Source organism: Muricoccus harenae (assembly GCF_009848505.1).
Classification (GTDB): Bacteria; Pseudomonadota; Alphaproteobacteria; order Acetobacterales; family Acetobacteraceae; genus Roseomonas; species Roseomonas harenae.
In genome coordinates, this window is the sequence record NZ_WWDL01000047.1 from 1 (window position 1) to 18,225 (window position 18,225).

19 protein-coding genes are annotated in these 18,225 nt (G+C 65.8%); 5 read left to right on the forward strand and 14 right to left on the reverse strand.

The annotated features are described in order from the left end of the window. Window positions 1–89 precede the first annotated feature (89 nt). Window positions 90–959 carry a sensor domain-containing diguanylate cyclase gene (locus GSE44_RS23085; protein ID WP_201306210.1) on the reverse strand — a complete coding sequence of 290 codons (870 nt, stop codon included), beginning with the start codon at window positions 957–959 and terminating at the stop codon, window positions 90–92. A 384-nt stretch (window positions 960–1,343) separates the two neighbouring features. Here GSE44_RS23085 and GSE44_RS23090 point away from each other — a divergent pair. Then, window positions 1,344–2,107, forward strand: a protein-coding gene (locus GSE44_RS23090) for an IS5 family transposase (RefSeq protein ID WP_159351187.1) whose coding sequence is annotated in 2 segments (ribosomal slippage) — window positions 1,344–1,677 and window positions 1,677–2,107 — 765 coding nt in all. Because the reading frame shifts where the segments join, the coding sequence is not laid out codon by codon here. Between the two features lie 87 nt (window positions 2,108–2,194). Here the strand turns inward: GSE44_RS23090 and GSE44_RS23095 are convergent. From GSE44_RS23095 to GSE44_RS23120, 6 genes are read right to left on the reverse strand one after another with little or no spacing between them, the layout of a single operon-like run. Beyond that, window positions 2,195–3,004 (reverse strand): phosphodiesterase, encoded by an 810-nt coding sequence (locus GSE44_RS23095; protein ID WP_159351188.1) that lies wholly within the window; start codon window positions 3,002–3,004, stop codon window positions 2,195–2,197. Then, window positions 3,001–3,897 (reverse strand): metallophosphoesterase family protein, encoded by an 897-nt coding sequence (locus GSE44_RS23100; RefSeq protein WP_159351189.1) that lies wholly within the window; start codon window positions 3,895–3,897, stop codon window positions 3,001–3,003. The genes GSE44_RS23095 and GSE44_RS23100 overlap by 4 nt, the downstream gene beginning before the upstream one ends. A 2-nt stretch (window positions 3,898–3,899) precedes the next feature. Then, on the reverse strand, window positions 3,900–5,177 hold the full coding sequence (locus GSE44_RS23105; RefSeq protein WP_159351190.1) for an ABC transporter substrate-binding protein: 1,278 nt from the start codon (window positions 5,175–5,177) through the stop codon (window positions 3,900–3,902). Between the two features lie 41 nt (window positions 5,178–5,218). Further along, the gene (locus tag GSE44_RS23110) at window positions 5,219–6,046 is read right to left on the reverse strand and encodes a carbohydrate ABC transporter permease (protein ID WP_159351191.1); all 828 of its coding nucleotides are present in this window, start codon (window positions 6,044–6,046) and stop codon (window positions 5,219–5,221) included. After that, window positions 6,039–6,938 (reverse strand): carbohydrate ABC transporter permease, encoded by a 900-nt coding sequence (locus GSE44_RS23115; protein ID WP_408015151.1) that lies wholly within the window; start codon window positions 6,936–6,938, stop codon window positions 6,039–6,041. The genes GSE44_RS23110 and GSE44_RS23115 overlap by 8 nt, the downstream gene beginning before the upstream one ends. After that, on the reverse strand, window positions 6,925–8,085 hold the full coding sequence (locus tag GSE44_RS23120) for an ABC transporter ATP-binding protein (protein WP_408015152.1): 1,161 nt from the start codon (window positions 8,083–8,085) through the stop codon (window positions 6,925–6,927). The genes GSE44_RS23115 and GSE44_RS23120 overlap by 14 nt, the downstream gene beginning before the upstream one ends. A gap of 127 nt (window positions 8,086–8,212) precedes the next feature. On the opposite strand from GSE44_RS23120, the gene GSE44_RS23125 reads away from it, so the two are divergent. Beyond that, the gene (locus GSE44_RS23125; protein ID WP_159351193.1) at window positions 8,213–9,106 is read left to right on the forward strand and encodes a MurR/RpiR family transcriptional regulator; all 894 of its coding nucleotides are present in this window, start codon (window positions 8,213–8,215) and stop codon (window positions 9,104–9,106) included. A gap of 95 nt (window positions 9,107–9,201) precedes the next feature. Here the strand turns inward: GSE44_RS23125 and GSE44_RS26590 are convergent, their stop codons facing one another. From GSE44_RS26590 to speD, 4 genes are all read right to left on the reverse strand, one after another. Next, entirely contained in the window at window positions 9,202–9,375 is a 174-nt protein-coding gene (locus GSE44_RS26590) for a hypothetical protein (protein WP_201306211.1), read from the reverse strand. A gap of 102 nt (window positions 9,376–9,477) precedes the next feature. After that, complete coding sequence (locus GSE44_RS26595) at window positions 9,478–9,693, reverse strand: dihydrodipicolinate synthase family protein (protein WP_159351194.1); 216 nt, start codon at window positions 9,691–9,693, stop codon at window positions 9,478–9,480. Window positions 9,694–10,308: 615 nt separating this feature from the next. Next, window positions 10,309–11,445 carry an RMD1 family protein gene (locus tag GSE44_RS23140; RefSeq protein ID WP_159351195.1) on the reverse strand — a complete coding sequence of 379 codons (1,137 nt, stop codon included), beginning with the start codon at window positions 11,443–11,445 and terminating at the stop codon, window positions 10,309–10,311. A gap of 343 nt (window positions 11,446–11,788) precedes the next feature. Next, window positions 11,789–12,208 carry an adenosylmethionine decarboxylase gene (speD, locus tag GSE44_RS23145; protein WP_408015153.1) on the reverse strand — a complete coding sequence of 140 codons (420 nt, stop codon included), beginning with the start codon at window positions 12,206–12,208 and terminating at the stop codon, window positions 11,789–11,791. A 420-nt stretch (window positions 12,209–12,628) separates the two neighbouring features. Here speD and GSE44_RS23150 point away from each other — a divergent pair, with 420 nt between their 5' ends. Both GSE44_RS23150 and GSE44_RS23155 read left to right on the forward strand, forming a co-directional pair. Further along, entirely contained in the window at window positions 12,629–12,913 is a 285-nt protein-coding gene (locus tag GSE44_RS23150; RefSeq protein ID WP_159351197.1) for a hypothetical protein, read from the forward strand. Window positions 12,914–13,273: 360 nt separating this feature from the next. Further along, window positions 13,274–14,833 (forward strand): CYTH and CHAD domain-containing protein, encoded by a 1,560-nt coding sequence (locus GSE44_RS23155; protein WP_159351198.1) that lies wholly within the window; start codon window positions 13,274–13,276, stop codon window positions 14,831–14,833. Window positions 14,834–14,912: 79 nt separating this feature from the next. Here the strand turns inward: GSE44_RS23155 and GSE44_RS23160 are convergent, their stop codons facing one another. After that, window positions 14,913–15,389, reverse strand: coding sequence for a CYTH domain-containing protein (locus tag GSE44_RS23160; RefSeq protein ID WP_159351199.1), 477 nt, complete (start codon window positions 15,387–15,389; stop codon window positions 14,913–14,915). A gap of 135 nt (window positions 15,390–15,524) precedes the next feature. After that, the gene (locus GSE44_RS23165) at window positions 15,525–15,971 is read right to left on the reverse strand and encodes an NUDIX hydrolase (protein ID WP_235925095.1); all 447 of its coding nucleotides are present in this window, start codon (window positions 15,969–15,971) and stop codon (window positions 15,525–15,527) included. Between the two features lie 560 nt (window positions 15,972–16,531). Here GSE44_RS23165 and GSE44_RS23170 point away from each other — a divergent pair. After that, window positions 16,532–16,861, forward strand: a complete 330-nt coding sequence (locus tag GSE44_RS23170; protein ID WP_159351201.1) for a DUF2934 domain-containing protein — start codon at window positions 16,532–16,534, stop codon at window positions 16,859–16,861. A gap of 202 nt (window positions 16,862–17,063) precedes the next feature. Here the strand turns inward: GSE44_RS23170 and GSE44_RS23175 are convergent, their stop codons facing one another. Then, a complete protein-coding gene (locus GSE44_RS23175; RefSeq protein ID WP_159351202.1) occupies window positions 17,064–18,098 on the reverse strand; it encodes an endonuclease/exonuclease/phosphatase family protein in 1,035 nt (344 codons plus the stop codon). Window positions 18,099–18,225: the final 127 nt, after the last annotated feature.

Sequence of the window (18,225 nt, forward strand, 5' to 3'; positions counted from 1 at the left end):
CAGCCTCAAAGATTGGGCTCGCATTGCTCTCCGGCGCGACAAGACCCGCCGCAGCTGGATGGGCTTCGCCCACCTCGCCGCCACGATGATCAACCTACGCATCGCAGAGTCCGGTCACAGACCCTAGCTATGAAAGGCGAGTTCGACTGATCGCGAACCTCGGCCAGCTTCCTAGCCAGAGTTGCAGTATAAATCAGCTCCTCGGCGCCTGGGGGCGCGAGAAGCGCGAACTGAGTTGGCGCTACGTGGTAAGCCTTTCGCGTCGGACCGATTGCCGTCCTGATCGTTCTAGCTGCCTTCCTAACCATGTCGTCCAGATAGGAGGAGCCCATGACACGCACGGAGTTGTTGAGTTGCTCAGGGCTGGTGAGATCCACCAGTACGGCGAGACGTCGTGCGTGATCGGGCTGGTCTCTGCCCAAGTCCTCAAGATCCTCAACGAATTGCGTGAAGTTCGGCATCCCGCTGAGCGGGTCGACGCGGCCAAAAGCATGCTGCAACTCAATCTGCGACATCACCATGGCTGCGAGGTCGGTCAAGGACGCGAGTTCTGAGGCGGACGCCTGCCTTGGTTCCACGCCGAGGACGCACATCGATCCGAGGCCGAACCCCTCGCGCGTCGTCAACGGCGCACCTGCATAGAAGCGCACGCCGGTACGGGCGAGATAGCTGTCACGGTAGCAAGGATCAGCAAGCAGGTCTGGGATTACCAGAAGGTTGCAGCTTTCTGCTACTTGAGCACACGGCGCTCTGTCCCGAGGGATAGAGGTATGGGCGACCCCTACGCGTGACTTGAACCACTGCCTATCACGGTCGGTTAAGGAGACGGCGGCAATGGGCAGACCAAAAATCTGGGCCGCCATGCGGGTTATGCGATCGAAGGCCTCACTTGGAGCCGTGTCGAGCAGGTCTAGCTGACGCAGGGCATCGAGACGTGCCTCATCGGATGCTTCGGCCACGCGGTTCCCTCTGTTCTGGGGGCACTTACCCTATCTAACGTTCTGATTTCAACTCTGGCGAGGAGGCTAAATGAGAATACATCCGGCTACGGTCAACGCGATCTAATTAAACGTTAAATTTTAGTGTGATAGCGCGAAGTGCTTGCCGATGGACATGCTGTGCAGATGTGCGTCCGCACACGACGCGCAGCATACTTTCCGTGTACGGCATCCCTGATGCGCTCGATCTTGACCGTGTGTCACCTTGGTGCATGGGTCGCCCGGTCCAGCATCGTCGGGCAGACTGGCGCGGGGGCGAACCCTCGATGCCTAGGGTCAGGACCTATTGATTGGGTCTAGCACTTGATGTGATTGGCTCATTCCATGGCGGCCGGAGGTGCCGCCATGGCTGATCTGTTCTGGCTAACGAAGGCGCAGATCCGGCGGATCGCGCCTTACTTCCCGCTTTCGCATGGGGTGCCGCGGGTGGATGACCAGCGGGTGGTCAGCGGCATCATCCACGTCATCCGCAATGGGCTGCGCTGGCGCGATGCCCCGGCCGAGTACGGACCGCACAAGACCCTCTACAACCGCTTCGTGCGATGGAGCCGCCTCGGCGTGTTCAACCGCATCTTCGCGGGGCTCGCCGGCCGGGCGGGCGAGCCGGACCGGCTCATGATCGACGCCACCCACCTCAAGGCCCATCGTACAGCGGCCAGCCTGCTCAAAAAGGGGCTGTTCCCCGCTGTATCGGGCGCACCAAAGGCGGCCTGAACTCCAAGCTGCACGCCGCCTGCGACGGTCAGGGCCGCCCCGTGGTTCTACTGCTCTCGGAAGGTCAGATGAGCGACCACAGGGGCGCAGCCCTGATGCTGCCCAGCCTGCCACAAGCCAAGGACCTCATCGGCGACAAGGGCTATGACAGCAACCGTTTCCGCCAGGCACTCGCGGCCCGTGCCATCGCGCCCTGCATACCCTCAAGCCGGAGCCGCAAGGTCCCGATCCCCTACGACAAGACCCCTTATCGGCAGAGGCACCGCATCGAGAACATGTTCGGCCGCATGAAGGACTGGCGCCGCATCGCCATGCGCTATGACCGATGCGCCCACACCTTCATGTCCGCCATCTGCCTCGCAGCCACCGTCCTCTTCTGGATCAATGAGTCCTGACCCTAGCCCGGGCCGGCCAAACAGGCCGCTGGCGCGGGTCCTGGCAGGACCATCGAAGACGGCTGGGCCAGCAAGTTCATCCGGCACTTAAAGATGGAAGGCAGGCGCCTCCGACAGAAAGTCATGGGTGTGCACCACGACATCTTCCTCCGTTACACGTACCAGCGCATAGGCGGGCGGCTCGTGGCTGCCAGGCACGGTTTCGCGCTCCGCCAAGTCCAGCGCAACCTGATGCGCCGTGCCCCGAAGCGACGAAGTGGGGATGCCGTGCCAGGAGCCGGCCAAGGGTCGGTGCAGGTGCCCATGGAAGAGGTGGCGGATTCGTTCCCGGTGCGGGCGCAGCACTTCCCATAGGCCGGCTGCGTCCAGCAGGGGAATCGAGTCCATGCGATGGATCCCGACGCGCACCGGCGGATGGTGCAGGAAGAGGAAGACAGGCTCCTCGTCCTCCGCAAGCTGAGCCGAGAGCCAGGCGAGGCGACGCTCGCAGTAGCGTCCGGCATGAGTGCCCGACTCGTTTGTGTCGAGCAGGAGGAAGCGGCCCACAAGCGTTTTCAAGGAGCGCTGCACGAAGCCGGCCTCGTCAACCGGCGCCTGCGGGAAGGCGACCCGGAAAGCCGTGCGGTCATCATGGTTGCCGATCAGCAGATAATAAGGAATCGGCAACCTGGCCAGTTCCTGGGCCAGCACTGCGTAGGCCTCCGGCTCGCCCCAATGTGCCAGGTCGCCGGTGATTACCGCAAACGATGCGGGCGCCGGCCCACCAGGCCCGTGGCGCCGGGCGATGCTTTCCACCGCCTCAGCCAGCCGGGCCGCAGGGTGCAACCCGTAAAGTTCTCCACGGCCCGGCGCGACGATATGGATGTCCGTAAGATGGAGAAAGCTGAAGGGCGTCATGCTGCCTCCGCGATGAAGGGCGCGGTGGTGAGCCCGAGGTAAGGGGCTGGGCCGGCAATCACGGCGTAATGCCCAATGCCGTCGCGCAGCCAGCTGCCGATATCCGTGTTGAACATTCGAGATGGCTCGCGCGGAAAAGCCCTGGGTGTGGTGCCGAGCTCAAGCATCATAAAGCCGACGCGCCGACGCCCGCCACGATCCGGCACCCATTCGACGGCCATGTCCTGGACGAAGGCCGTGCCCGGTACCCAAAGGTGCCGGATGCCCTCGATCATCCGGTCGCGCGCCTCATGGAGGTGGCCGGAGATCACCAGCCGCACCGCCCCTTGCTGCAGCGCATCCGCAACCAGCGCCCGCGCCGCCGGGTACCAGAAGGACTGGCTCATCGCCGGCTCCAGCATGCTCTGGTCGCACAGCGGCTTGTGGAAAAGCAGTGCGACCGGCCGCCCCTCCGCCCCCGCAAACGCGCCGTGCAGAAAGGCCGCCTGCTCGGTCTCGGCCGGGAAGCCGGAGCCACAGACCAGGGAATCCAGCCCGACCACCCGCCAGCCATCCACGTCCAGCGACCACCAAGCGGGGCCGAAATAGTGCGTCCAGGCCTCCCGGCGGGCTTCCGTCACCACCGCTTCCCCGCGCAGGTCGGGGCGGGCATTGCCGATGTCGTGGTTCCCCGGCACGGCGTGCCAGGGCGCGGGCAGCCGGTCGAGCTGCGCGCGGGCGAAGGCAAGGTCGTCCTCCCGGTGCGGCCCGTCCAGGGCCAAGTCGCCAGAGATCAGGATCAGGTCCGGCGCCTCCGCCGCCAGCTCCTCCAGCAAGATCTCCCAATTCGCGTGGAAGTAGGGGCGGGCGCGGCTGAGGTGGATGTCCGAGATCAGCGCGATGCGGTTGGCCATTGCTAGCCCCTCCGGCGCGGCAGAAGAGCCTGCACCTCGGCGGCCATGCGGTCGAGCGCCGCATCGGCCTCAGCCCGCTTCGACACCACGGATTGGATGCCGTCATTGAGCACGTCCGTGATCTTCAGCGCGTTCTGCCCGGGGAAGGCGTACCAGCCCGTGATCACGTCCTGCTGACGGATCGCGGTCAGGTGATTCGGGTTCTCGCGGTAGAAGCGGCCGAGCAACTCCTCGCGCTCCGCCGGGATGGTGGTGGCGGGCATGTAGCCCGTGTGGTTCACCATCATCGTCGCGCCCTCGGGTCCCGTGGCGTACTTGATGAAGCGCCAAGCCGCCTGCTGCTTCGCGGGATCCTTGGTGAACATCATCGCCACATTGCCGCCAGCGGGGAGGCGTGGGTTCGGGCCGGGGATGGGGAAGCGGCCTGTCCGCAGCGGGAAGCGGCCGGCGACCTCGCGGTTGAAGCGGCCGAGCTGCGCTGTGGACTGCATGATGATGCCCAGACGGCCGGCGATGAACTCGTTCATCATGGTGGGGGCGCGCATATCGGGCATCCGGCCCTCGTCCACCATGCTGCGCAGCACGCGGACGGCGCTGCGGCCCGGCGCATCGTTAAAGGCAACTGCGGTCTCGTCCTCGTTCATCATCCGGCCGCCATGGCTGAAGAGCAGCGCCTGCCAGGGCCAGTTGCCGGTGATTGTCCAGTCGAAGAAGAGCCCTGTCGTTCCCTCGCCGCTGCCATGGATGGCACGGGCCATGGCGTTCACCTCGTCCCAACTGGAGGGCAGCTTCTCGGGGTCGCCGCCAGCACGGCGGAGGAGACCGAGGTTGTAGTAGAGCACGGGGGTGGAGAGCGCGAAGCCGATGCCGGTCTGCTTCCCGCCGACCTGGCCAAGGCTCAGCAGCGTCTCGGAATAGCCCTGGGCGGTGGTCTCGGCGTCGTCTTGCATCAGGGGTCGCAGGTCCACGGGGATGTCGCGCTCCAGCAAGGTACGCTGGCGGTTCAGGCCGTGGAAGGCAACGTCGGGCAGGCTGCGCGTCACCGCGTCGCGCAGGTTGCGCTGGAGGATCTCCTCATAGCCCTGCTCGGCGGAGCGAAAGGTGATGCGGATGTCCGGGTTCTTGCGCGTGAAGCCGGTGGCCACCTCGTCCATCAGCTGCCGGAACAGCTCGGGGATGGCGTATTGCACTGTCAGCTCCACGCCGCGCGACTGGGCGCGGGCATAGAGCGGAGTGGCGAGCCCGGCGGCGGAGCCGAGCAGCAGGCGGCGGGAGATCATGAAGCTGTTCTTTCCGATGAGGTCGTCAGGGTTGGCCGGCGCTACTTCACGCCCGTCATCGTCACGCCGCGGACGAAGGCGCGGCTCGCGAGAAGGAAGGCCAGGGCGAGGGGCGCGGTGGTGACGGTGGCGGCCGCCATGAGCGGCCCCCAGTTCGTCCCCGCCTCAGCGTTGTTGAAGAAGGCGATGCCGAGCGGCGGGGTCATCAGCCTCTCCTCCTGCACCGCGATGAGCGGCCAGAAGAACTCGTTCCAGTTCCAGATGAAGGAGAGGCAGCCGAAGGCCGCGAGCGCCGGCAGAGCGGTGGGCAGCATGATTCGCCAGACAATGGCGAACTCGCCCAGCCCGTCCATGCGCGCCGCCGCGATCAGGTCGTCGGGCACGGTGCGGAAGAACTGACGCATCAGGAAGATGCCGAAGACGCTGATAGTGGAGGGCAGAATGATCGCGGCGTAGGTATTGAGCAGATCCAGCTTCCACATCGCGATGTAGAGCGGGATCGCCGGCACCTGCGGCGGGATCAACAGCGCCAGCAGCACCAGGGCGAAGGCGGCTTGGCGGCCGCGCCAGCGCAGCTTCGCGAGCGCGTAGGCTATGGGCAGCGCCGTGGCGGCCTGCGCGGCGAAGATGGAGGCGGTGACGATGAGGCCATTGATGAGGAAGCGCGCGAGCGGCACCCGCGTGAAGGCCTCGCGGTAGTTCTCCACCGCGTGCCACTGCTCCGGCAGGAGCCGGAACTCGGGCGCGAAAATCTCTCCAGGCGGCTTCAGCGAGAGCGAGACCATGATGACGAAGGGCGTCAGCATCAGCGCCGCGCCGGCAAGCAGGACGAGGTGGCGCAGGAGAGTGCCAAGGAGGCGGTCAACCATAATGCGCCCTCCGGTCCAGTAGGATGGTCTGGGCCATGGTGATGGCCAGGGTAAAGACCAGGAACACCACGGTGATGGCCGCCCCGTAGGCGCTGCGAAGGAAGGTGAAGCCCTCCTGGACCATGGTGTAGAGCAGCACTTCGGTGGACTTGCTCGGCCCGCCCTCGGTCAGCACCGCCACGGTGTCGAAGACCTGGAAGCTGCGGATCGCGATGATGGAGACGACGAAGACCAGCGCCGGACCCAGCATGGGCCAAGTGACGCGCCGGAAGCGCTCCCACGGCCCGTCCGCTCCGTCCATCGCCAGGGCCTCGTACAGGTCCCTCGGAATGCCCTGCAGGCCCGCGACGAACAGCACCATGGCCAGCCCGAGGTTCTGCCACACGCCGATCACCGCAAGCGCGAGCAGCGCGACATCCGGGTTGTTCAGCCAGTCCGTGACCGGCAGCCCCAATGCACCGAAGGCCTGGTTCACGAACCCGACTGTCGGGTGGAACATGAATTCCCAGACCAGTGCCATGGCGAGCAGCGTGGAGGCGACGGGGAGGAAGTAGGCGGCGCGGTAGAAGCCGCGTCCCCGCCCCACGCTTTCGACCAGCAGGGCGGCGGCGAGCCCGAGCCCGACTGTCGCGGGAACGCACACACCTACGTAGATTAACGTGTTGCGCAACGACGTCCAGAAGACGGGATCGGCCGCGAGCTGCGCGTAGTTACCGGCGCCGATCCACTCCATCTCGGCCTCACCAAGGCTCCACCCCGTGAAGGAGAGGAGCAGCACGGCGACGGCCGGGCCGAGCAGCATGGCCCAGAGGAGGATAAGCGCCGGCAGCGAGAGCGCCCAGGCTGCCAGTGCTTCGGCGCGTGCGCCGGGGCGTGTCTCAGCCAAGGGCACCCTCCATCGCCGGGGTGGCGGCCGGATGCGGCCGGCACTCCATCCGCAACCCCGCCTCCTGGAAGAGAAGGACGCGACGGGGCATGAGCGGGATCGTCCCGCCCGGGGAAAGACCGTTGGCGATCGCGGTCTCGACGCGTGCGAGGACCGTATCCTCCACGCCGGGCAGCGCGCAGTGCAGCACAGCCTCAGCCCCCAGCCGCTCGACGCGCTTGAGCGTAGCCGGCAGCCCACCCGGGCGCGGCACCAGGGATTCGGGGCGGATGCCGGCCATCACGCGCGCCCCGGCCCGGCCCTGCGCGTGCCAGGGAAGGACATGGCCTGCCAGCTCCACCATGCCCGTCTCATCCAGCAGTGCGGGGATGATGTTCATCGGCGGGCTGCCGACGAAGCGCGCCACGTCGATGCTGGCGGGCTCGTCGTAGAGGTGCTGCGGCGGCGCCACCTGAAGCACGCGGCCCGCCTGCATGACCGCCACACGGTCCGCCATCGTCATGGCCTCGACCTGGTCGTGCGTGACGTACAGAATCGTCGCGCTGAGGCGCCGCTGCATGGCGACGATCTCAGCCCGCGCCTCCACCCGGAGCTTCGCGTCCAGGTTGGAGAGCGGCTCGTCCATCAGGAAGGCGGCAGGTTGGCGTACCATGGCCCGGCCCAGCGCCACGCGCTGCCGCTGCCCGCCCGAGAGCTGCGCCGGACGCCGCTCCATCAGGGCGGAGAGCTGCAGCGGGCCAGCAACCGCATCCACATCCGCGGTGATGCCGGCGCGGAGGGCGCGTCCGCCCGGCGCCAAGCGGCCGAGCAGAGGGAGGCGCTGCAGCGCCGACAGGCGGCGCATCTGAAGCGGCAGAGTGATGTTCTGCCGGACCGTCATGTAGGGGTAGAGCGCGTAGCTCTGGAACACCATCGCCAGGTCCCGCGCCTTGGGGCGGAGATGGCCCACCTCCTCGCCGCCGAGCCGCACCTGGCCACGATCCGCTCCCTCCAGACCCGCCAGGATGCGGAGGAGGGTAGATTTGCCGCAGCCCGACGCACCGAGGATGGCGAGGAACTCGCCATCGGCTGCTCGCAACGTCACGTCCTGCAGCACCTCGGTGGCCCCGAAACGCTTGCCGATGCCGATGAGATCGACGCTTGCCACCGCCATCACCTAACCGCTGTCGCAGAGGCTATCTGCCGCAAGATGGAGCCCCGTTGGGTGACGGTTGGATGAAAGAATCTCAGTGAAACGATGAAAGGCACTGAAACAAACTCAGCGGGGTGTATAAGGAGGTATGGCCCGGCGCAGCGCAAAACCGATGTCTGATCCTTCGTCTGAGGCGACGCCATTGGCCGCGCTGAGCCGGCTTCAGGCCTTGCGGCCCGGTCTCACGCCGGTCGCGGCGCGCATCGCGGACGTCGTGCTCAATTCGCCGGCCGAGGTGGTGCATATGTCCGTGACGGAGGTGGCTGAACGCTCGGGTGCGAGCGAGGGAAGCGTGATAGCGTTGTGCCGGCAGATCGGCGCGCACGGCTTCCAGCACCTGAAGATCGAGCTGGCGCGTGACCTTGTGGCCCCCGTGCAGGCCATCCACGAGGACCTGAACCCCGCGGACGAGCCCAGCACCGTGATCCGCAAGATCTTCGCTTCTGGGGCACAGGCCCTTTCGGACACACTGGCCGTGCTGGATCCCGGGGCGCTGGCGCGCGCCGTCACCGCGATCCGATCGGCGCGCAGGTTGGAGGTGTATGGTATCGGTATGGCTGCGCCGATCGCTGAGGACGCCCACATTCGCCTTCTCCGCATCGGACTCGATTGCCGCCTGGCGGTGGACAGCCACCTTCAGGCGATTAGTGCGGCCCAGGCCGGACCGGAGACAGCCGTGCTCACCATCTCCCATTCCGGCAGCACGCTGGAGACTGTCATGGCGACGAAACTGGCACGCGAGAGGGGGGCGAGTACGATCGTCATCACCAATTTCGGGCGCAGTCCAATCCAGGCCTATGCCGAGATCGTGCTGTACACGGCGGCCCGTGAGACGCGCTACCGCTCGGAGGCTATGACAAGCCGGATCGCGCAACTCGCCGTGGTGGACGCGCTGGTGAGTTGCTTGGCCCTGAGCGGAGGAGACGCCTCACTAGACGCCCTGCGTCGCAGCTTCGAAGCCCTCGCGCTGAAGCGCTACTGACGAGAGCATTGGCAAGTTGCTTGGCGAGAGGGCACCGTCAATCTGCCAACTTCAAGGCGACGAGGCGGGCTGATCGATAGTGGCATTAAGGGCGATCAAGCCCGCGCGGTGACCCCGCTGACGTCGGACCAAACCTCGAACGCCCACGCCCCTGCGGCGCGGCACTCGCTGGCGGTGACGTGCTCGCGGCGAAGATGAAAGAGGTTATTGATCCCGTCCTGGGCGGAAAGGAAGCGCTGCGCCTGGCCCGTGGACTTGAAGCGCTTCATCCCTCGTTCTCGTCGTCATGTCGGCTGATGCGAGTTCTCCGCGCGGTGGTTCCGCCCCTTGTGCTGTCGGTGCTCCACGGAATGGCATCGGCAAGTTGAGTGTCAGTGGCCGGGCCGACCAAGCCAGTTCGTCGCGCGTAAGGGTGAAGCCCTCCCCGCGCTCCCGCGGACAATGATACCGTGCACTCCCTTGCCCAGCATGTAGCGTAACTGCTGACGCATTGCCGCCTCGTCGATCGTCTCGTCCCCGCAAAAAGGGGTGACGAGGAGCGGGATGACGCCGCGGATCTCGGTCGGGTCGCAGGGTGTCTTGGGCAAGTAGCGCGGTTGCCCGCCGCACGTGGCCCGGGGCTCGGCCTTCCAGGCCGCGAACGCCGCGTTCGTGAACCAGATCGTCAGACTGCCGCGCCCGCGCAGGGCGGCATCGTACTCACTCCAGCTCGTCGCCCCGAACCGTTGCTTCCGAATGCGATGACGGCGGCCGGCATTCGCCTAGAATGGCAAGCTCGCCTCCCCTCGAGGATGCCAGGGCACCGTTCCCTCCCTATCCTACCTCAGGCTTATCGCCAGGCCGGCCGATGCAACACACCCCCGGCTCAGCCCAGAAAGCCGAACCGTCGGACCGCCGCGTAGGTCTCCAACACGAACATCTGCCGGCGCCCCACCCTGATCCCTCAGGGTAGGCCGCCTGCCTCTGGCTGGGTCCTACTCCGCCCGCAGCCGCATCACGCCGCCGCTCCAGTGGCCGACTTTTTCTCCGCCGCGCACACATCCACCTTGTTCGCGTGAGCGGAGGTGAAAAAAGCGTTGGATGCTCCGGCCGTCCACATAAGAAGCCAAATCGGCTGGTCCGGCGTCCGGACACGGCCGAGCGGCCGCGTGCTGCTATCGGCCACGAGGCTCAGGCAGCCGGGCCGGGCCGTAATGCCGGCATCAGTGCCGTACCAGAGAGAGCACGATCTCCAGGGCAATCAGCCCAAGGATGGCGATCTCCAGCACCTCTGCCCGGCCACCCGCCGCTTCGCCGTGCAGCGCACTGTAAGTCTGGCGGATGATCTCCAGCTTGCGGTCAACCGCCGCGCTGACATTAGGGACCCGGAAGAGGTTGATGGCGGCGGCATAGACGCGGGCCAGATAGACGTCCTCAGTCACCTGCAGCGCGTTATCCACGCGCTCCGCCAGCTCCGTCACCTCCGCCACCAGGGCGTGGAGCCGGCCGGCCAGCCGGGCGTAGCGGCGGGAAGCGAGGAGGTGGGTGCGGCGTCGGGCTGCCTGCACCAGATCGTGCATGCGCGGCAGCTCGTCGTCCAGCATCTCGTCATAGGTGCGCATCTCCAGGAGCTGCGCATTGGCCATCTCCAGCACATGCCCGACATCAGTCTCGTGCCGCGGCTCGAGGATGAAGGCGCGGTCCCAGGTGATCACCGCGAGGTCGTCCGGGTGGTAGGAGAAGCGTTGAGCCAATAGGTCCCGTCGCGCTCCCTCCGACAAAGGGCGCTCCTCGCCGGAGAGGAGGGGGACGAGGTCGGCGGCTTCCAGAAGCTCCTCCGCCGTGACGGGGGCGACGAAGCTGTGGACCGTGGCGATCAGGTAATCCTCCTGCAGCGGCTTCGCAGATGGCCTGTCCAGGGCACCACCCAGCACCTCCCGCAGATGGCCCAGGAGATCGTTCCAAACAGGGAGATCGCCGGGCGGACCGACAGCCCGATCCACGGCGTTCACGAGCGCACTAAAGCTGGCCCAGGAGAGATCCTCCACAGGGAAGGCGAGTGAGAGTGCGGCAATGCCGAAATCGTAGAGGCGGACGCTTGCCTCGGCAGTCAGCTCCCGGCCAGCGACGCGGATCTGCAACGGACCGAGCGACAGCTCCAGCGGTGGGACTCCGAACGAGACTGCCTTGGCAGGCGTTCCGGCAAGTCGGCTTCGCGCGGCATTGCCCTGCGCACGCTCGGTCCATAGCTCCTCGGCCCGGCGGAGGTCGATCTCGTAAGCCATGTCAAAGAGCCGGAGGGCGGCGACGCGGCCGGTACGCAGGACCAGGCCATCGGTTCTCTCGAGAGCATCAGTCATGGCAGTTCCGCGTGCCTTCTTGCCAAGGATAACCTCGTCGTCATGCAAACGGTGCTTCCCATGTCCTCGCGCTGCGTCGGTAGCTCCTTACGGGGCCGCTGCAACCACGCTGTTGCCCTTCGCGTCCAAGATGCTCGCGACGAGGTTTCTGACAGTTCACCGGCGCAAGGAGTTCAGGCCGCAGCGTACGACGCTCATACCGGGGATTGAGGACCCGCTCGGGCAGCACCACCGTACCCCGACGGCACGCCCCCGTATAGCACGAGCGACAGGAAGCGGGCCACGCAGCTTAGCCGCGCCCGCTTCCCATCGTCAGCCTCGAGGCGATCGTCTCAGTTAGACTTCAGGCCTGCATGCCACGGCGGTGTTCCGCCAGCTGGACGCGCTCTGGCAGGAAGCCGCGCTTCAGCACCGGGATCGCCAGATAGGGGTCGCAGACCCCGCAGACGAAGATATCCAGCGCCGCGTAGGACTTCTCGGGCCAGGTGTGGATCGAGACATGGCTCTCCGCCAGCACGAGCACGCCGCTCACCCCGCCATTCGGCTGGAAGTGGTGGAAGTGGCCGTGGAGGATCGTCGCCCCCGTCTCGATGGCGGCTTCGCGCAGCACCTCATCGATATGCGCGGGGTCGTCGAGATTCGTCGCCCCCCACAGATCGATGATCAGATGCGTCCCGGCGAAGCGAACGCCGTTCTTCTCGACGAAGTAATCCTTCGTCTCTTCCGTGTGCAGGGCTTCGCTCGGGCTGTCACCCGAGAACATCCCTAGCGAAGTAACAAGAGCGTCCATGTGGCCCCCTAATTTCCCTGCCGGGCGCTGACCAGGGCGATCGAAATTTCGATCAAGTCAACGGCTGCTGCATATGCTGCAACCAGTTCCGAATCGCAAGAAAATTAGGACTTCTCGGCCCGTAAAAAACGCGGCCGTCCCCCGCGTCCGGCGCGTGTCTTTCCTTGGGCGACATCTTGAATGCCGAAAGGCCTGCGATCTGTCCGTTGATCGACCATAAATATTGCGGTTGGATCTGGGGGTATGAAGCAGTCTTGTCTTGAGGCTGTGTTGCACGGCTTGCCTGTCACGATCCTGCCCCGCCCGGTTGACAGGCCGATGCGTGGAACAAAGTCGCCGCACCGACACTGAAGCATCCCTGGTCTCGCACACGGTCCTGCCCACCTGGAAGGCATGGCCCGCGAGAACATCGCTAACCCCTTCACCGCCTATACCTGGTTCGCGGAGGCCGGTTGGGTTTTCGCGGTGCACAGTGCTCAACTCTGGGCCGGCCCCGCCAGGGCCAGCGCCCGCCTGACCGCTCTCGGAGCTGAAAAGCAAAAGGCCTTTGCCGACGGCGCGATGAAGGTCGGCACCGCTGTCATGTGCGGAGCATCGCCGGACACCGTCGCAAAAGTTGCCATGGCACCTGCCCGCCGTTGTGTGTGGGCGAATGAACGGAAAATTCGGAAGGGGTAGTGGGACGCCGTGGGAGGGAATATCCCCAGGGCCCTGCGCGACGTCGGTCTGCGGAGAAGTTATCTCGTCCCCGTTATCCCAAGGGAGCCTGTCATCTTGAATAAGGCCATGTCCTTGTTCGTGGCCGCCACGCTGCCCTTTGGCGATCTTTTCGTGCAAAGAACGATGATCCTGAACCTGCTGGCGGGAAGCTCGATGAAGCGCGGGTAAGGGTGGGATGGGCGACACGCCTGCGGCCAGAGACTGTGAAACGGCAGGCGCTCGGCAGCGGTGGTAAGGGAGACTGGCCTGTGTGACAGTTTGATGTCTGTTCAGTGGCAGCGAAATTGCGATCCCGTTTCCTCCGGTGGATGCGGCAACATGTCCGCCAGAACGGCGTTTGGCGGGACCATGATCACCAAGACAGAACCTCGCCCCATGGAGCTGGAGATCAAGTTCCATCTCCCCGAAGGGATCGAGGCAACGATCGCCGCACACCCGACCCTCCGGGCCTGTGAGACCCAGCCACCACGCCAAGAGGTGACAACCTATTTTGACACGCCCGATCATCGCCTGGCCCGGGCTGGCGCCAGCCTGCGTGTGCGCCGTGCCGGCGGTCAGTGCGTGCAGACGCTGAAGCTCCGTGGCGGCGACAATCCCTTCAGGCGCGGCGAATGGGAGTGGCCCGTGCCAGACGAGCGCCCTGACCCCCGGTATCTCGCGGAGACGCCGCTCGCCCCGGCCGTGCCGGATACGGCAGAGCTGGCGCCGCTCTTCACCGCCGAGGTGACGCGCAGCCTCCGCACCCTGCAGCAGAACGGGATCGTGGTGGACGTGACCACGGATCTCGGCAGCATCCGCGCAGGCGATGCGCAGGAGCCCATCCGCGAGATGGAGCTTGAGCTGAAGGAGGGGACGCCCATTGCGCTGTTCCGTCTCGCCGAGGCGTTGCAGGTGGATATTCCCCTTGTGCTGGGCACCGAGGCCAAGTCAGAGCGCGGTTGGCGGTTGCTAACCGGGCAGCCCCGCAAGGTGGAGAAGCAGGAGGATATCGAGCTTCCGCCGAATGCCACGGCGGCGGAGGGCTTCCGTCGTATCACCGGCACCGCCCTGGCCAGCCTGCTGGCCAATCAGCCCGCCGCGGCGGCAGGGATGATGGACGGAGTGCACCAGGTGCGGGTGGCCATCCGCCGTCTGCGTGCCTGCCTGGCCCTGTTTCGTCCTCATCTGGATGAGGAGCAGGAGGAGCGCTTCACCGGGGCTATGCGGCGGCTCGGCGGCATCCTTGGCGAGGCCCGGGACTGGGATGTGTTTTGCGCCGAGACGCTGCCGGAGCTGACCAGCCGCAATCTGCCCGAGCCGCTCCTGGCCCAGCTGCTTGCCGGTGCGGAGGCCGAGCGCGCCGCGGCACATGCGAGGCTCGCCGAGGAATTCGCCCGCCCGGCCATGACACGTCTGGTGCTGGGCCTTGCTGCCTGGGCCGAGGATCCGGCGGCGCTGTCCGGTATGCCGGATGGCGGCGTGATGACCGAGCCGCTCGTAGAGCTGGTGCCGGAACTGGAGGAGCGGCTCGCGCGGCGGGTGATGCGGCGCGGGCGCCGGATCCGCCGCCGTTCCGACGAGGAGCTGCACGAACTCCGCAAGGCGCTGAAGAAGCTGCGCTACGGGGTGGAGTTCCTGGCATCGCTGCACCGGCGGAAGCGGGCGGGTGCCTATCTGCACCGCTGCAAGGTGCTGCAGGAGCAGCTTGGGGCGCTGAACGATGCCGCCATGGCGGTGACCCTGGCGGAGCGGCTTTCGAGCCGGGACAAAGCCCTGGAACCCGCGACCCAGGCTCTGAGAAACTGGGCCGCGAAGCACCGTGCCGATGCCCTCGAGCACCTGCCCAAGGTCTGGCGGAACTTCAAGCACGCCGCCCTTCCAGGCGTGAGCAGGAGCTGACGCCCTGGCCCGGGTGCTCAGCCGCCCCCCATGGAATGGAGGCGTAGCTCCATAGGATCAGAGGGGCCGCTCGGCCGGGTCAGCAGCCTCCCTGGATCAGATCCGCTCTGTATTTCAGTAGGTTGGCCTTTCGGTAGCGAGGGTCGTGCGTCACCTCTTCACCGGCCCAGGGTGGAAGGGGGACCGCCTGTTCCGGATGCTCAAGTTCGACCTCGGCGAACTCGATCCCGGCAAGCAGGCCCTGGTGGATGTCGACCGTCCAGTTCAGCCCGCCGTAAGGAACGATGTGGCGGACCTTCTCGATGTGGGGCAGCTCGCAGATCGAGAGGATCTCCTCCGCCTCATCCAGCGGGATCTCGTACTCGAACTCGGCGCGGCTGATGCCGCTGCGGCGGCCTTTGACAGTGATCCAGGCCCGATCTCCCGCGTGCCGGATCCGGACCTTGCCTTCGCCGAACCTGGCCAGGAGACCGTCCCTGAGGAGCTGGGTCTGGACGATCCCAGCCTTCCAGCGATCGCTCACGAGCAAGAACTTCCGCTCGATCTCCACCGCCACTGCTCCATCTCCCGACGTCACCAAAGTCCGCGATGTACCGCGTCGGCGGCACCATGACACCCCTGGACATCGAGGTCTGCCTTACACTGTCTCGGCGATAGCCCTGGCCAATGAGCCCACTGCCGCCTCTGATCCTCAGCTGCCACGGGACGATGGCGCAAGGGCTCGCAACAACTCGATCAGCCCCACCTCGGCCACCTTCTCGGCTGCCTGCCCTGGCGTAAACCAGCTCCGCTCGCGCTGGTACCGCTCGGGCCATTCCTCGAGCAGGTGGTCAACCGCCATCCGGAAGACCCCGACATCACACGTCACCCTGCGCCCGTCCTTCAGGCGCTTGCTGTAGCTGTAGCACCCAATCGGCTCGGGCGTGACCTCGCCGACCACGCCAGCCTCCTCATAGGCCTCTTTCGCCGCCAGCCCGCCGGGCGTGAGGCCCTCCTCGGCCCAACCCTTTGGGATCACCCAGCGACGGGTCTCCCGGCTGGTGACGAGCAGCACCCTGAGCTCGCCGTCGATATCCGCGACCGGCAACGCGCCGTACTGCTGCCCCCGCTGGCCCGAAGCCGTCCTCTTCCCTGTCAAGTTTGCGCTTATCCCTCGATAGAGTTGTCTGTCGTGAAGCATGGAGTGCCGTGCTCTCGGGGCTACCGGGGTGCTCAGAACTCCTCCTCCCCCGATGCAGCCCAACCCGGGAGTCATGCTCGGTCTCGACGTTCGATTGTGAGCGAGCGTAGAATCAGACCGCCTTCCCGAACTGGCCACAAGTGCTTTCCTACACGGAAAAATTTGGCGGCCGAGTGGGGTCCTGATCGGCGCTGGTCGGGTCCCCACCGTCGTGCTCCTCATTGAGGGCTGCACTTGCCGACCATAGCGGGCGCAGAGACTGCGTCGTCCCCAAGTCCAGAGTGCATCGCCCCGATGTTGGGACGATGCTGGCAGCAGGGGCATACATGAGGCGGCCCGCTACCGTTGCCCGTTGACCGAGGCACCGGCGTGGGAGGTATCGTTTGGGCGGTGTGTGGGTTGCCGCAGTTGCAGGGGGCGAATACCAGTACCAGGCAAACCCTTCCGTTGAGGGCTGAGATGCCCGGTAGGATTGTCGCCCCAAGGGGGCGAGCTACTTGAGGTTGGAGACCGGCACCATGCAGAACGAAGCGCGTATCCGGAACCGGGCACACGCCATCTGGGAAAAAGCCGGTCGGCCTCAAGGCCAGCACGAGGCGCACTGGGCACAGGCGTCGCAGGAGATAGCCGCCGAGGCCGCAGCCGACAGGCGGGCAGAGGTCCTGGCAGAGGCGATCCCAAACGAAGTTGCGCGAGCAAGGCAAGGAAAAAAGTCCGGGGTGGAATCGGACAAGCCTGAAAAGGCCAAGCGCCCCAAGGAAGCTGAAGGGAAGCCAGCAAAAGGTTCGAAACAGAAGCCAGGCAAGGAGCCAAAAGCAAAGAAGAAGGCCTCCAAGCAGCCCTCGTAAGAACCGGCAGGTTCGCAGGGGCCGGTAAGGGGAACTGCTCGCCCGGCTAGGCGGCGTGCCCCACCCAGTCGCTGCACGGCAGCGCCGGGGGATGGCTCGACGAGGCGGTCGGGACAGCCTTGAGACGGCCCCAGGCTTTCGGTGGTCTCTCCGTGCAGCGAGACAGGGACGCGCCCGGTCCTGAGGACTAGGTAGCCGGACATCACAACGCCCCGGCTGGCCTGTAGCGGAAACGCGCCCAGACAATGCCATGGTCGTTCGTCCCGTCCGCCTTGTGGTCCGTGGAGTCCAGATGGTCGTTCCGGACAGTCATGCCATCGAAGATCCAGAGGCGCTTGCGACTGTTGTCGTAGAACTCCTGGCTGACCAGGATGTGGTCCAGGGACTCCATGATGTCCTGGTGGATGTGCGTGTAGTAGACGTCCCGGGTGTTCCGGTACTCCTGCAGCGTCTGTGCGGTGTAGAGAGCGGTGTCCCCGCCGCCACGGGAGTCGCCGACGAGATAGTGCGGCTGCTCCGTCAGGATGTTTGCCGTATTGCTATGCTGGCCGTCATTGACCTCGCCCAACACCACGATGGGAGTTCCGGAGCCTTTCATCCGCTGGGTGTGGATGAAGCGCAGCGCCGACGCTTCCGCTGTTGTCCGCATGGTTGAAAGGGCGGCGCCCAGGTTGGTCCGGTGCGGCTTGTAGGCCTCCGCGTCCTCCTCATACCACGCCTCGCCCCAGACTTGCGTCGGCGCCTTGGACTTGAAGTGGCAGACATAGACGTGCACCGGGTCGTGATCGTCCCGCACCCTCGCCCGGAAGTGCAGCACGGGCCTGGAGAAGCTGTTGATCTGCACCTCGATGGCAGGCGTCTGCGGGTCGTCACCCGAGCTGTGCAGGCGGAACTTGTCCGGAAAGTTCGAGATCCACTCCGGCTCGCCGTCGAGCAGCCCTTTGCGGAGGATGGCCGCGTTCACGATGCGCGTACCTTCCGCTTCCGGCGGCGTGAGCAGGTCGTACTCGGTACCAAGCCCGGAGGCATCGAGGGCGCGCTCCAGGGAAGTCCGGTGCCAAAGCTCCTGAAAGCCGAGGATGTCAGGCTTGAGCGAGGCGATGTTCGACCCCGTCCAGGCGATCTTCCGCTCGTGCTCCTTCCCGGACCAGCCTCCCCGGTCGGTGTAGATGGGCAGGCCGGGTTCGTTGAGGTTGAAGAGGTTGAAGGTCCCGAAGCTCAGCCGTTCCAAGTTCATCGTGTGCCTTTCCATCCCTGGCGATGCTACGCGAGCCCTCATACAGTTGGGAGAAACCTGTGTTGCGGGGCCGGGTCGGGGGTAAGTCAAGACGGACCGGCGTCTCGCTACCGGCAAGCGTCCTCCC